13 protein-coding genes and 1 pseudogene are annotated in these 12,617 nt (G+C 73.1%); 6 read left to right on the top strand and 8 right to left on the bottom strand.

The window, feature by feature from the left end; all coding sequences use genetic code 11:
• Positions 1-13 precede the first annotated feature (13 nt).
• The gene (locus E3N83_RS17155; RefSeq protein ID WP_151084359.1) at positions 14-343 is read left to right on the top strand and encodes an ArsR/SmtB family transcription factor; all 330 of its coding nucleotides are present in this window, start codon (positions 14-16) and stop codon (positions 341-343) included.
• Positions 340-2,043: a SulP family inorganic anion transporter gene (locus E3N83_RS17160; RefSeq protein WP_151084360.1), complete on the top strand. Its 1,704-nt coding sequence runs from the start codon at positions 340-342 to the stop codon at positions 2,041-2,043. The genes E3N83_RS17155 and E3N83_RS17160 overlap by 4 nt, the downstream gene beginning before the upstream one ends.
• Before the next feature lie 3 nt (positions 2,044-2,046).
• On the opposite strand, the gene E3N83_RS17165 is transcribed toward E3N83_RS17160, so the two are convergent.
• Both E3N83_RS17165 and E3N83_RS17170 read right to left on the bottom strand, forming a co-directional pair.
• Positions 2,047-2,820 (bottom strand): dioxygenase family protein, encoded by a 774-nt coding sequence (locus E3N83_RS17165; protein ID WP_151084361.1) that lies wholly within the window; start codon positions 2,818-2,820, stop codon positions 2,047-2,049.
• A gap of 28 nt (positions 2,821-2,848) precedes the next feature.
• Positions 2,849-3,511, bottom strand: a complete 663-nt coding sequence (locus tag E3N83_RS17170) for a uracil-DNA glycosylase (protein ID WP_151085408.1) — start codon at positions 3,509-3,511, stop codon at positions 2,849-2,851.
• A 168-nt stretch (positions 3,512-3,679) separates the two neighbouring features.
• Between E3N83_RS17170 and E3N83_RS17175 the strand changes: the two genes are divergently transcribed.
• Positions 3,680-4,099 (top strand): MmcQ/YjbR family DNA-binding protein, encoded by a 420-nt coding sequence (locus tag E3N83_RS17175; RefSeq protein WP_151084362.1) that lies wholly within the window; start codon positions 3,680-3,682, stop codon positions 4,097-4,099.
• Between the two features lie 21 nt (positions 4,100-4,120).
• On the opposite strand, the gene E3N83_RS17180 is transcribed toward E3N83_RS17175, so the two are convergent.
• From E3N83_RS17180 to E3N83_RS17205, 6 genes and pseudogenes are all read right to left on the bottom strand, one after another.
• Positions 4,121-4,633: an NUDIX domain-containing protein gene (locus tag E3N83_RS17180; RefSeq protein WP_191907848.1), complete on the bottom strand. Its 513-nt coding sequence runs from the start codon at positions 4,631-4,633 to the stop codon at positions 4,121-4,123.
• Between the two features lie 22 nt (positions 4,634-4,655).
• Positions 4,656-5,870: an RNA polymerase sigma factor gene (locus E3N83_RS17185; RefSeq protein WP_151084364.1), complete on the bottom strand. Its 1,215-nt coding sequence runs from the start codon at positions 5,868-5,870 to the stop codon at positions 4,656-4,658.
• Positions 5,871-5,886: 16 nt separating this feature from the next.
• A complete protein-coding gene (locus E3N83_RS17190) occupies positions 5,887-6,657 on the bottom strand; it encodes a YciI family protein (RefSeq protein ID WP_151084365.1) in 771 nt (256 codons plus the stop codon).
• 103 nt (positions 6,658-6,760) lie between these two features.
• On the bottom strand, positions 6,761-8,143 hold the full coding sequence (locus tag E3N83_RS17195; protein ID WP_238342959.1) for an alpha/beta fold hydrolase: 1,383 nt from the start codon (positions 8,141-8,143) through the stop codon (positions 6,761-6,763).
• A gap of 122 nt (positions 8,144-8,265) precedes the next feature.
• Positions 8,266-9,710, bottom strand: a pseudogene (locus E3N83_RS17200) (alpha,alpha-trehalose-phosphate synthase (UDP-forming)).
• 9 nt (positions 9,711-9,719) lie between these two features.
• The gene (locus tag E3N83_RS17205; protein ID WP_151084366.1) at positions 9,720-10,763 is read right to left on the bottom strand and encodes a Gfo/Idh/MocA family protein; all 1,044 of its coding nucleotides are present in this window, start codon (positions 10,761-10,763) and stop codon (positions 9,720-9,722) included.
• 117 nt (positions 10,764-10,880) lie between these two features.
• Here E3N83_RS17205 and E3N83_RS17210 point away from each other — a divergent pair, with 117 nt between their 5' ends.
• The 3 genes from E3N83_RS17210 to otsB all read left to right on the top strand — a co-directional run bounded on the left by E3N83_RS17210 (position 10,881) and on the right by otsB (position 12,616).
• Positions 10,881-11,171 (top strand): DUF3263 domain-containing protein, encoded by a 291-nt coding sequence (locus E3N83_RS17210; protein ID WP_151084367.1) that lies wholly within the window; start codon positions 10,881-10,883, stop codon positions 11,169-11,171.
• Between the two features lies 1 nt (position 11,172).
• The gene (locus E3N83_RS17215) at positions 11,173-11,682 is read left to right on the top strand and encodes a LytR C-terminal domain-containing protein (RefSeq protein ID WP_151084368.1); all 510 of its coding nucleotides are present in this window, start codon (positions 11,173-11,175) and stop codon (positions 11,680-11,682) included.
• Positions 11,683-11,776: 94 nt separating this feature from the next.
• Entirely contained in the window at positions 11,777-12,616 is an 840-nt protein-coding gene (gene otsB, locus E3N83_RS17220; protein ID WP_151084369.1) for a trehalose-phosphatase, read from the top strand.
• Position 12,617: the final 1 nt, after the last annotated feature.

Below are 12,617 nucleotides of genomic sequence, written 5' to 3' on the forward strand. Positions count from 1 at the left end.
CAGCAGGTGACCCGTGAGCGTGCCGCTCTACCAGGCCAAGGCCGAGTTCTTCCGCACGCTCGGCCATCCCGCCCGGATCCGGATCCTGGAGCTGCTCTCGGAGCGCGACCATGCCGTCCACGAGCTGCTCGACCGGATCGAGATCGAGCCCAGCAACCTCTCCCAGCAGCTCGGCGTCCTGCGGCGGACCTCCCTGGTGGTCTCGCGGCGCGAGGGCGCCGAGGTGGTCTACGCCGTCAGCGTGCCCGAGGTGCATGACCTGCTGCTGGCCGCCCGGCGGATCCTCTCCGGCGTCATCGCGGCGCAGGGCGAGCTCGGGTCCGAGCTGTCCGGGACCCCGTGAGCGTCGGGCTCGACGCCCCCGCCGGACCGGGCGCGCCGGCCGTCGGCGTCGTCGACCGGATCGTCCGGCTGCTGCCGCGCCGCTCCGACTGGGCGCACGCGGCGCCGGGTCGGGACCTGACGGCGGGTCTCATGGTCGGCCTGGTCGCCCTGCCGCTGGCGCTGGGCTTCGGCGCCAGCTCGGGGATGGGCGCCACCGCCGGCCTGACCACCGCGATCGTGGCCGGAGCGGTGGCCGCGGTCTTCGGCGGGAGCCGGGTCCAGGTGAGCGGCCCCACCGGGGCGATGACGGTCGTGCTGGTGCCGATCATCGCGACGTACGGGCCGCGAGGGGTGCTGTTCGTCGGTCTGCTGGCCGGGGCGCTCCTGGTCGGACTCGGGTACGCCGGGGCGGGCCGGCTGATCCGTTACCTGCCGATCCCGGTCGTCGAGGGCTTCACCGTCGGCATCGGGGTGATCATCGCGCTCCAGCAGGTCCCTGCCGCCCTGGGCGTCGACGTCCACGCCACCAAGGTCGTGGTCCTGGCCGCCGACGCCGTCCGGGCCTGGGTGGCAGCACCGGTCTGGGCGCCGGTCGGCATGGCGGCGGGCGTCGCCGTCCTCACGCTCGTCCTGGCCCGGTGGCGACCGAGGTGGCCGGGCTCGCTGGTCGCCGTGGTGGTGGCCACGGTGGCCAACGCGGTCTTCGGCTGGGGCACGGTCTCGATCGGGCACCTGCCAGCCGGGCTGCCGCGCCCCACGCTGCCCGGGGTGCCGATCGGCGAGCTCGGCAACCTCGTGCTCCCCGCCCTGGCCGTGGCCGCCCTGGCCGCCCTCGAGAGCCTGCTGTCGGCGACGGTCGCCGACGCCATGAGCGTCGGCCAGCGGCACGACTCCAACCGCGAGCTGTTCGGCCAGGGCCTGGCCAACCTGGTCGCGCCGTTGTTCGGCGGGATCCCGGCCACCGCCGCGATCGCGCGCACGGCGGTCAACGTGCGGTCCGGGGCGACCTCACGGCTGGCGTCGCTGACCCACGCCGTCGTACTGCTCCTGCTGGTGCTGTTCGGTGCCCGCTGGGTCGGCGAGATCCCGCTGGCTGCGCTCGCCGGCGTGCTGGTCGCGACCGCCACCCAGATGGTCAAGGTGTCCAGCCTGACCGCGCTGCTGCGGTCCACGCGCGGCGACGCCGTCGTGCTGGTGATCACGGCGGTCGCCACCGTCGCGTTCGACCTGGTCACCGCCGTGCTGATCGGCCTGGTGCTCGCCGGCTTCTTCGCCCTCCAGCAGACCGCGCGGGCGGCGAGCTTCGACGAGATGCCGCTCGACGAGGCCGACCACACCGACGAGGAGCGCTCCCTGGCCGACGAGCAGATCGTCGCCTACCGGATCGACGGGCCGCTGTTCTTCGCGGTGGCCCACGACTTCCTGCTCGAGCTCGCCGACGTCACCCGGGTGCGGGTGGTCGTGCTCCGGCTCTCCCACGTGACCACGATCGACGCCACCGGTGCCCACGTGCTGGCCGACACGGTGAACCGGCTGGAACGCCGCAAGATCACCGTGCTGCTCTCGGGGGTACGCCCCCAGCACGAGCGGGTGCTGCGCGAGCTCGGCGTCTACGAGCGACTCGCCCACGAGCGGCACATCTTCGCGACCACCCCCGAGGCCATCGCCCACGCCCGCGTCCACGCGTCGCGGGTGCCGCACGACCCGGCGTCGGCGTAGGTCTCAGGCGACCTGCAGGGACCGCTTCGACAGGCCCATCCAGAAGCCCTCGAACAGCTGCTCGCCGGGCACCTCCGGATCGGTCGACGCGCCCAGGGTCACGAAGAGCGGCGTGTAGTGCTCCACCGTCGGGTGCGCGTAGGGCATGCCCGGCGCCTTCGACTGGTACGACGCCAGCGTGTCGACGTCGCCCCGGGCCAGCGCCTCGCCGGCCCAGGCGTCGAACTCCGTCGACCACCCGGGGGCGGCCGCGTCGATCCGGAACTCGGTGAGGAACGGCAGGCCGTGGGTGAGGAAGCCGGAGCCGATGATCAGCACGCCCTCGTCCCGCAGGGGCCGCAGCGTCTGACCCAGCGCCAGCAGCCGGGCCGGGTCCGAGGTGGGCAGGGACATCTGGAGCACCGGGATGTCGCCGTCGGGGTACATGATTTTCAGCGGCACCCAGGCGCCGTGGTCCAGCCCCCGGCTGGCGTGCTGGTGCACCGGCTCGCCGGCCGGCATCATCGCCGCCACCCCCTGGGCCAGCGCGGTGGCCGGTGGGGTGCGGTAGGTCATCCGGTAGTAGCGCTCGGCGAAGCCACCGAAGTCGTAGACCAGCGGGGCGCCGTCGGCGCTGAGCATCACCGGCGCGGACTCCCAGTGGGCGCTGACGATCAGGATCGCCTTCGGGCGGGGGAGATCCGCGGCCAGGCCCGCCAGCTGGCTCGACCACAGCGGGTCGTCGAGCAGGGGCGGGGCACCGTGGCCGAGGTAGAGGGCAGGCATCCGGTCGCTCATGTCACTCCCAATGGTTGCAGATTCAACTTTATTCCGCGAGAGGTGGCAGGGACCAGTCCACGGGTGGGGCGCCCTGGTCCTCCAGCAGCCGGTTCACCCGGGAGAACGGCCGGGAGCCGAAGAAGCCGCGCGAGGCCGACAGGGGCGAGGGGTGTGCGGACTCCACCCAGGGGATCCGACCCAGCGCCGGCTTCAGCGACTGGGCGTCGCGGCCCCAGAGGATCGCTGCGGTCGGGCCCCCACGTCGTACCAACGCGTCGATGGCGCAGGAGGTGACCTCCTCCCACCCCCGCCCCCGGTGGGAGGCGGCCTCGCCGGGACGGACGGTCAGGACGCGGTTGAGCAGCATCACGCCACGGTCGGCCCATGCCGTCAGGTCGCCGTGGGGGGAGGGCGGGATGCCGAGGTCGACCGAGAGCTCCTGGAAGATGTTGCGCAGCGAGCCCGGGAGCGGGCGGACGTCCGGCGCGACCGCGAACGAGAGCCCGATCGGATGGCCGGGGGTGGGATAGGGGTCCTGGCCCACGACCAGCACCCGCACGTCGGCCAACGGTCGGCGGAAGGCCTTGAACACGTCGTCGCCGGCCGGCAGGTAGCGGCGTCCGGCCGCCAGCTCGGCGCGGAGGAACCGGCCCAGCAACCCGACCTGCTCGTCCACGGGCGCCAGCGCCTCGGCCCAGTCGGGCGCCATCAGCCCGCGCTCCACCAGCCCTGTCAGCGCAGCCACGGCCCCACGCTACCGAGTCGTGGGCGTGAGGACGCCCGCCGGTTTCGGGGAACCGACGGGCGCACTCGTACCCTCAGCGGCTCGGGAGCCGAAAACGTCACACGTCGTGGTCCGAACCGGCAGGCTGGGTGGATGGCCCCGTCCCGCCCTGCCACCGTCGCGGACCTGCACGCCCTCGCGGGCTCGATGCCGGGGGTCACGATCGACACCGGGCCGCAGGGGAACGAGGTCTACCAGGTCAGCCGCCGGACCTTTGTGTTCTTCCGCAACCAGCGCCCGGACGCGGTCGACCCGGAGACCGGGGAGCGCTACGACGACGTCGTGGTGATCTGGGTCGCGTCCGAGGCAGACAAGGAGGCCCTGGTCGCGGACGAGTCGACGCCGTTCTTCACCACGCCGCACTTCCGTGGGCACCGCTCGGTGCTGCTGCGGACCTCGCGGATCGGCGAGGTCAGCCGGGACGAGCTCGCCGAGCTGGTGTACGACGCGTGGCTGGCCCGGGCGTCGCCGACCGCCGCACGGAGATGGCTGGCCGAGCACGACGCAGAGTGACGGCGGGCGCGGGCTCCCCGGTCAGTTCACGTTGCCGAGGTACCGAGGACGTTCGGCCTCGGGCGCCAGCAGCCATCGAGCCAGTGCCCGTGGCCAGAGCGGCTCGTCGAGCAGCCCGGCCAGGTCGAGCCAGGCGATGCCGGTCTGCCAGGTGTCGCCCTGGCTGCCGAGAGCGGGCTCCGCACCAGGGGCCAGCGAGCAGAAGAAGTAGGCCTCGCGCTGATGAGCTCCCGCGTCCAGGTCCGCGAACTCGTGGTCGGCGGCGATGTAGTCCCGCAGGAACGCGAGCTCGCCCACGACCACGTCACAGCCGATCTCCTCGCGACACTCTCGTCTCAGCCCGGTGTGGGCGTCCTCGCCGTGGTCCTGGCCCCCGCCCGGGCAGATGTAGAAGGTCGGGAAGTCGCCCTCGTTGACCGTGACCAGGAGCCGGTCGTCGCGGATGATGATCGCCTTGTTCGCGACCCGGATCGTCGGTGCGGCTCCGAGCACGATCCCGGGAGGGTTGGTCGCGCCACCGGGTCCGCCGTCCACCGCGACATCCTCGCACGGGCGGTCAGGGGCCCCCGAGACCCTCGAGCCGCTCCCGCAGCAGCCGGCGCTCGGCACCGGTCGGCGCCTGCTCGATGGCCAGCGCCAGGGACGCAGCGGCCTCGTCGAGCCTCCCCAGCCGAGCCTGCAGGTCGGCCCGGGTCGCGGCGTGGAGGTAGTAGCCCGCGAGCTCATCGGCGAGGGCGTCGACCAGCTCCAGCGCTGCGGCGGGCCCGTGGGTCATGGAGACGGCGACCGCCCGGTTCAGCTCGGTGACGGGCGTGGCCGGGAGCAGCGTGTAGAGCTCACCGATCGTGGCCCAGTCGGTGTCGGCCGGGGTGGGCGCGGCATCGTGGCAGAGCGCGATCCGGGCCTGGACGGCGTACGGACCCCAGGGGGGTTCGCGGCCCTCGAGCAGGGCCGCACCCTCGGCGATCGCATCGGCGCTCCACAGCGACCGGTCCTGCTCGCCCAGGGGTACGACGCGTCCCCCCCGTACCCGGGCGGGCCGGCGGGCGTCGGTGAGCAGCATCAGGGCCAGCAGCGCGGTCACCTCCGGCTCGCCGGGCAGCAGCTCGGACAGCGATCGGGTCAGCCGGATCGCCTCGGCCGAGACGTCGACGCGCAGCACGGACTCGCCCGAGGACGCGGCGTACCCCTCGTTGAACATCAGGTAGAGGACCGCCAGCACGCCCTCGACCCGCTCGTGCCACAGCTCGGGCGGGGGGACGCGGTAGGGGATGCCCGCGTGCTTGATCTTGGCGCGGGCCCGCACCAGCCGCTTGTCCATCGTCGACTCGGTGACCAGGAACGCCCGCGCGATCTCGGCGCTGGTCAGCCCGCACAACGTGCGCAGCGTCAGGGCGGTGCGGGCCGGCAGCGGCAGCGCCGGGTGGCAGCAGGTGAAGATCAGTCGCAGCCGCTCGTCGGGGATGTCCTCGTCCGCGACGGGCGCGACCTCGTCGGACTGGTCCGCGCCGACCAGGGCCAGCTTCGCTCCTTCGGTGGTACGACGCCGTAGCCGGTCGCGGGCCCGGTTGCGGGCCACGGTGGTGAGCCAGGCCAGCGGCGCGGCCGGGACCCCGTCGCGCGGCCAGGCCACCAGCGCTGCCGCGAACGCCTCCTGGGCGCACTCCTCGGCGAGGTCCCAGTCGCCGCACCACGCGATCAGCCCGGCGACGAGCCGCCCCCACCCCTCGGTGAAGGTGAGGGCGACCGCGGCGCCGGGCTCGGAGGTCATCGTCGAGAGGTCGGGCTCAGGACGCCCGGAGCGGGCGCAGCTCGAGCACACCACCGCCGGCCACCGGGTGCGACGTGGCGATCGCGATCGCGTCGTCGAGGTCGTCGCACTCCAGCAGGTCGTAGCCGGCGATCTGCTCCTTGGTCTCGGCGAACGGGCCGTCGGTGGTGACCACGCGGTCGTCGACGCGGCGGACCGTGACCGCCCGGTCCGGGAACTCCAGCTCCCACCCGTACAGGCGGCGGGACCCGGCGTTCTCGATCCAGACGTCGACGTCGTCGTTGGTCTCCTCGACGCCGGCACCGGCCGTGGTCTCCCGCTCGCGGTCGGCGGCGAAACCTTCGGGGTCGGCCGCGGCGGCGGCCATCGCCCGGCGCAGGTCGGCGCAGACCAGCATCAGGTAGCGGTACTTCCCGGGCGCCGGGGCAGCCGGCACCACCGGGTCCGGCATGCCCGGCGCGAAGGCGCGCACCTCGATGCTGCCGATGTGGGTGGTCGGGTGCGCGGCCGCGACGGCCACGGCCGAGTCGAGGTCGGGGCAGTCGATCACGTCGTAGCCCGCGACCTGCTCCTTGGTCTCCGCGAACGGCCCGTCGGTGACCACGGTGCGCCCCTCGGGAGCCCGGACCGTCGTGGCGTCCGAGATCGGCTGCAGCTTCGAGCCGTCCAGCAGCAGACCACGCGCGGTCATCTCGGTGATCCAGGCGTCGAGCGCCTCCGGCGTGGCCCGGGCCTCGGCCTCGGGGCTGGAGCCGTGGTCGACGGAGTGCAGCATCAGGTACTTCATGGCGAACCTCCTCGTTCTGGCGCGGCACCGTCCGGTGCCGTCACCCCGATGACGAACGACGTCGCGGCTCCCAGGACACCTCGCGCCCGGATCTCGGGCCGTCTCAGCGACCCAGGGCGCGGGACCCGGCCGAGCCGTACCTGCGCGTCGGGTTGGTCCCCAGCGTGCCGGGCGGTGCGGCCTTCTTCGCGGGCGCCTTCGTGGCAGGCGTCTTCCTGGCCGGCGTCTTCGTCGCGGACGTCTTCTTCGCGGGCGCCTTCTTGGCGGGGGCCTTCTTGGCGGGGGCCTTCTTGGCGGGGGCCTTCTTGGCGGGGGCCTTCGTCGCGGACGTCTTCTTGGTGGTCGCCTTCCTGGTGGACGACGTCGTCGCGGCCGCCTTCGTGGTACGACGTGGGGTTGCGGCGGGTGCGGGCTCGTCGGACTGCGACCACTGCTCGATCCACTCGTCCAGGACCCGCCAGGTGGTGGCGCGCGCACCTCTCCCGGTCAGCATGCCGAGGTGGCCTCCGGGCACGATCTCGAACCGGACCTCGCGCGAGCCGGTCAGCAGGGGCACGGCCGCGCGTACCGACGGGATCGGGGCGATGCCGTCCGAGGCGCCGCCGAAGACCAGCACCGGTGCCGTGATCGCGGCCACCGAGATGGTGCGCCCCTCCAGGTCGAAGGTGCCGTCCACGAGGGCGTTGCCCTTGAGCAGCCGGTGGTAGAGCTGGCCGAAGGTGCGACCGGGGTAGGCGATCATGTTCGCGGTGAAGCGGTCGACCGCCTCGATCTGGGCGAGGTAGTCGGCGTCGTCGAGGTTGCGCGCCATCGCCAGCGGCTTGGTCACCAGCTTCTGGAAGGACGACAGCTGGAATGCCCAGCGCACCAGGGGCTGGGGGGCACCGCCGGCCGCCTGGTAGAGCCGGGTGATCGCACCACGGCCGTCGGTGAGGTTGAGCAGTGGTCGCAGCGGGGCCACCATCGGCACCTCGCGGACGTCGAAGGGCGAGCCGAGGGCGGTGATCGAGGCGATCGGCAGCGAGGCGTCGTCGGCCGCCGCGAGCAGTGCGAACACCCCGCCCAACGACCAGCCGACCACGTGCACCGGCCGCCCGCCGGCGTGGGCCGAGGCCTCGCGGATCGCGGTCGGGACGACCTCCTCGATCCAGTGCTCCATGCCGAGGTTTCGGTCGCGGAACGACACCGCGCCGTACTCCACGACGTAGGTCCGGCGACCCTCGGTGACCAGGTGCTCGACCAACGAGCAGCCCCGGCGCAGGTCGTAGCAGATCGCGGGTGCCGCCAGCGGGGTCACCAGCAGGACGGGGTCTCCGTGCTCGGAGGCGCGGGCCGCGGGGCGGTAGTGGTAGACCTCGCGCAGCGTGCCCTCGTCGATCAGGGTGCGCGGCATCGGCCGCAGGTCGGCCAGGCCGCCGTAGACCACCCGATGAGCGAGGTTGCCGGCCGCGGAGACGACCTGATCGGGCTTCGGTATCAGGTCCACGTGCCGAAACTACCCGAGCGGGAACGAGAAGGCCGACACGGGGAACTTTGCCCCGACCCCGTGCCGGCTCTCGATGGCGATTCGCGCGCCACACAAGGCCCAACGAGGTGGAGCGCCCGGGGTTACGCGGCGTCGTCGGCGGTCGGCCGGACCCGCTTGCCGTGCGGCGGACGGACGTCGTCCAGCTCGGCGAGGAAGCTCCGCGCCCAGGCGGCCACGTCGGCGTGCCTGACCGTCTTGCGCATCGCGCGCATCCGCCGCGACCGGTCCTTGGGGTCGGCGCGGCAGGCGTCGAGCAGCGCCGCCTTCATCCCGTTCAGGTCGTAAGGGTTGACCTGCCAGGCCTGTCGCAGCTCGGCCGCCGCGCCGGCGAACTCCGAGAGCACCAGGGCACCGTCGTCGTCGTAGCGGCAGGCGACGTACTCCTTGGCGACGAGGTTCATCCCGTCGCGGTAGGGCGTGACCACCATGACGTCGGCAGCGCGGAAGAGCGCGGCCATCTCCTCGCGCGGGTACGACGAGTGGAGGTAGCTGATCGCGGGTCTCCCGATCTGGCCGAGGTCGCCGTTGACCCGCCCGACCAGACGGTCGAGGTCGTCGCGCAGCATGCGGTACTCCTCGACCTGCTCGCGCGACGGTGTCGCCACCTGCACGAAGACCGCGTCGCCGACGTCGAGCTCGCCGTCGCGGACCAGCTCGGCGTAGGCGCGCAGCCGGGCGTGGATGCCCTTGGTGTAGTCGAGGCGGTCGATGCCGAGGAAGACCTTCCCCGGGTTGCCCAGGGCCTCGCGGATCTCGGTGGCGCGGCGGCCCACCGACTCGGACCGGGCCAGCTTCTCCAGGCCCTTGTAGTCGATCGAGATCGGGAACGCGGCCGCCCGGACGGTGCGGTTGTCGGGCAGGTAGACGAGGTCGCGGTGGGTCTTGTGGCCCACGCGCTGGCGGACCAGGCGGACGAAGTTGGCGGCGCCGCCGGGCAGCTGGAAGCCGACCAGGTCGGCGCCGAGCAGTCCTTCGAGGAGCTGGCGCCGCCACGGCAGCTGCTGGAACAGCTCGGCGGGCGGGAAGGGGATGTGGAGGTAGAAACCGATCCGCAGGTCGGGGCGCAGCTCGCGCAGCAGCTGCGGCACCAGCTGGAGCTGGTAGTCGTGGACCCACACCGTGGCGTTCTCGGCCGCGCGGTCGGCGGCGTGCTCGGCGAAGCGCTTGTTGACCGCGACGTAGGAGTCCCACCACTCCCGGTGGAACTCGGGCTTGGCGACGAGGTCGTGGTAGAGCGGCCAGAGGGTGGCGTTGCTGAAGCCCTCGTAGAAGCCGGTGACCTCCTCCTCGCTGAGCGAGATCGGGTCGAGCGCCATGCCGTCGTGCTCGAAGGGCTCCAGGCCGGTCTCGGTGCCCCCGGCCAGCCGATCCAGATGCCGTCGTTGGCGCGCATGATCGGCTCGACCGCGGTGACCAGGCCGCCCGGTGACCCGCGCCAGCCCGGGCTGCCGTCCGGAAGGGTGACCCGGTCGACGGGCAGCCGGTTGGCCACGATGACGAGATCGGCCGAACCGTTGGGAGACACACCCTGACCCTAGCGAGGGTGCGGGCGGCCCACTTCATCCACCGGGGCGGTCTGCTGCCCCGCGGAGGCGTCGTCGGCGGGGTAGTGCACCCCGATGATCCGCCTGATGTCGTCCATCACGCCGAGCAGCTCCAGGGTCTGCGCGCGGGGGACCAGCGGGCTCTCGGCGAGCCCGTCCCGCAGGCAGTCCTGCACGTGCGCGGCCTCGTTGCCGAGGCCGGTGCCGAGGACCGGGGCCGGGGTCTGGATCCGCTGGGGCTCGCCGCCTGCGGGGTTCCACACGGCGTACGGCGGGTGGTGGAAGTCGGCGGGCAGGTCGATACGGCCGAGGTCGGTGGCGATGCTGGCGCTGCGCGGGCTCTTGGCGGTCATCGAGGTGGTCAGGGCCGACACCGCGCCGCTCTCGTGACGGCCGGCCACCGCCACGTCGAGGTCGATCCCGCTGCCGGCGAGGTCGGCGCTGGCCGCGACCCCGGTGAACGGCCCGAGCATCATCCGGGCGAAGGTCAGCGGGTAGATCCCCATGTCCAGCAGGGCTCCCGCGCCCAGGTCGCGCTCGACCATCCGGGCGCCGGCGGTCTCCGGCACGACGAAGCCGAGGTCGGCATGCACCTGCCGGGGGGTGCCGAAGTCGCCCGCGAGGAGCCGTCGCTGCACCTCGCGCACGAGCGGGTGGCAGGCCATCCACATCGCCTCCATGCAGAACAGGTCCCCGGCCGACTCGAACAGGGCCTCCGCGTCGGCGCGGGTGATCGTCAGTGGCTTCTCGCAGAGCACCGGCTTGCCCGCGGCGAAGGCGAGCCGGGCGTGCTCGAGGTGCAGGGCGTGCGGGCTGGCGACGTAGACCACGTCGACGTCGGGGTCGGCGACCAGGGCGTCGTACGACGGGTGCGCGCGGGTCGACCCGTCGCCGTACTCGTGGGCGAAGGTCTCCGCCGAGCCGGGCGTGCGGGAGCCGACGGCTCCCAGGCGGGCGCCCGGGACGTGGCGCAGGTCGGCGGCGAACGAGTGTGCGATGCGGCCGGTCGCGAGGATCCCCCAGGAGGTGGTCATCGCCCCAGTCAGTCGGAGTCCGCGACGCGCCGCAAGCGAATGACACGGCTGTGATTCCTCGCGTAGGATGCGCAGCAGGGCACGAGCACAGGCAACCGAGCACGCAGGAGACACCCCATGGACGCCGCAGCCGCACGATCCGGCCACGAGGCCGGAACGAGCCTGGGCGAGCGCGACCGCGAGATCCTGGAGTTCGAGCGTCAGTGGTGGAAGTACGCCGGCGCCAAGGAGACCGCGATCCGCGAGTCCTTCGACATGTCGGCCACTCGCTACTACCAGGTGCTCAACGCGCTGATCGACCGCCCCGAGGCCCTCGTCGAGGATCCCCTGCTGGTGCGTCGCCTGCGCCGGATGCGGGCCGAGCGGCAGCGCGCGCGCTCGGCACGGCGGCTCGGGTTCGAGGTCTGACGTGCTTGCCCGCGACCAGCGCGGCGTGGTCTTCCCCTCGCCCGTGGTGATCCTGAGCATCCTCGCGGTCGCGATGGCCGGCGTCGCGTGGGTCGCCACCCGCAACCCCACACCCAACGAGCGCCAGGTCACCCCGGCGGCGGTCACGCACAGCCCGAGCGCCCACCACTCGTCGTACTCCCCGCCGAAGCCGAAGCACACCCAGCCCAGCGGCCCCACGGTCGACCGCGGCAAGGTCGTCGTCGAGGTCTTCAACAACTCCAGCATCAGTGGGCTGGCCGGTCGGGTCGCGGGCCAGGTGGCCCACGCCGGCTGGCAGGTGGTCGGCTCCGACAACTGGTACGGCACGATCCCGGCCTCCACGGTGTACTACCCACCGCGGCTCAAGGCGGCCGGGCATCTGCTGGCCCTCGATCTCGGCATCCGTCGCACGATGCCCGCGGTGACGCCGATGCGGCTCGACCGGCTGACCGTGATCCTGACCGGGCCGACGAGCACCTCCACGCACTGAGTCTCGACTCCGCTCGACCACCGTCTCGACTCCGCTCGACCACCGTCTCGACTCCGCTCGACCACCGGTCGCGCCTGCGTGATTGGGTGGGGCCGTGGATTTCACCTCCGCCGAGGGGCGGCAGCGCTACGACGCGCTCGTCGCCGCAGCGGCGTCGACGGTGGTCGGGCTCGACTTCGACGGCACGCTGGCCCCGATCGTGGACGACCCCGAGACCGCGCACATCCACCCGGACGCGCCGGGCGTGCTGCTGGCCCTCGCCGGGGTGGTCCGCGCGGTGGCGGTGATCACGGGACGGCCGGCCCGCAAGGCGCTGGCCCTCGGTGGCCTCGACGAGGTGGGCCGCGAGATCGGTGAGACCGGTCGCGAGCTGTTCGTCTTCGGGCAGTACGGCTACGAGCGCTGGAGCAGCACCCAGCGCCGCGTCGTGTCGCCCCGCCCACCGCAGGGCCTGTCGGCGTTCCTGCGCGACCTGCCCCGCGTGCTGCGGGAGGCCGACGCCGCCGACGCCTTCATCGAGGACAAGGGCCTGGCGATCGCCGCGCACACGCGCCGGCTCGACGACCCGGCCGGCGCCTACGACCGGCTGCTGCCCCGACTCACCGAGCTCTCCGAGCGCCACGGCCTCGTGGTCGAGCCGGGCCGCAACGTGATCGAGATGCGCTCGCCCGGCATGGACAAGGGCGTCGTGGTGCGCAACCTGGCCGAGGAGGTCGAGGCCGGCGGCTTTCTCTTCGCCGGGGACGACCTGGGCGACGTCGAGGCGTTCGAGGCGGTGGCCGAGCTCCGCCGACAGGGCCTGCCGACCCTGCTGGTCTGCTCGGCCTCCCAGGAGGAGAGCACCCTGCTCGAGCTCTCCGACGTCGTCGTGCCCGGGCCGGAGGGCGTGCTCGGCCTGCTCCGGCAGCTCACCGAGGACGCCACCCGGGGCTAGC

The sequence above is a fragment of the Nocardioides cynanchi genome, assembly GCF_008761635.1.
Taxonomy (GTDB): Bacteria; Actinomycetota; Actinomycetes; order Propionibacteriales; family Nocardioidaceae; genus Nocardioides; species Nocardioides cynanchi.

Coding starts and splice junctions, on each gene's coding strand:
- E3N83_RS17185 (WP_151084364.1), bottom strand. CDS start 5,870: ATGACCTCCGAGCCCGGCGCCGCGGTCGCCCTCACCTTCACCGAGGGG.
- E3N83_RS17210 (WP_151084367.1), top strand. CDS start 10,881: ATGGACGCCGCAGCCGCACGATCCGGCCACGAGGCCGGAACGAGCCTG.
- E3N83_RS17190 (WP_151084365.1), bottom strand. CDS start 6,657: ATGAAGTACCTGATGCTGCACTCCGTCGACCACGGCTCCAGCCCCGAG.
- E3N83_RS17165 (WP_151084361.1), bottom strand. CDS start 2,820: ATGAGCGACCGGATGCCTGCCCTCTACCTCGGCCACGGTGCCCCGCCC.
- E3N83_RS17170 (WP_151085408.1), bottom strand. CDS start 3,511: ATGGCGCCCGACTGGGCCGAGGCGCTGGCGCCCGTGGACGAGCAGGTC.
- E3N83_RS17175 (WP_151084362.1), top strand. CDS start 3,680: ATGGCCCCGTCCCGCCCTGCCACCGTCGCGGACCTGCACGCCCTCGCG.
- E3N83_RS17205 (WP_151084366.1), bottom strand. CDS start 10,763: ATGACCACCTCCTGGGGGATCCTCGCGACCGGCCGCATCGCACACTCG.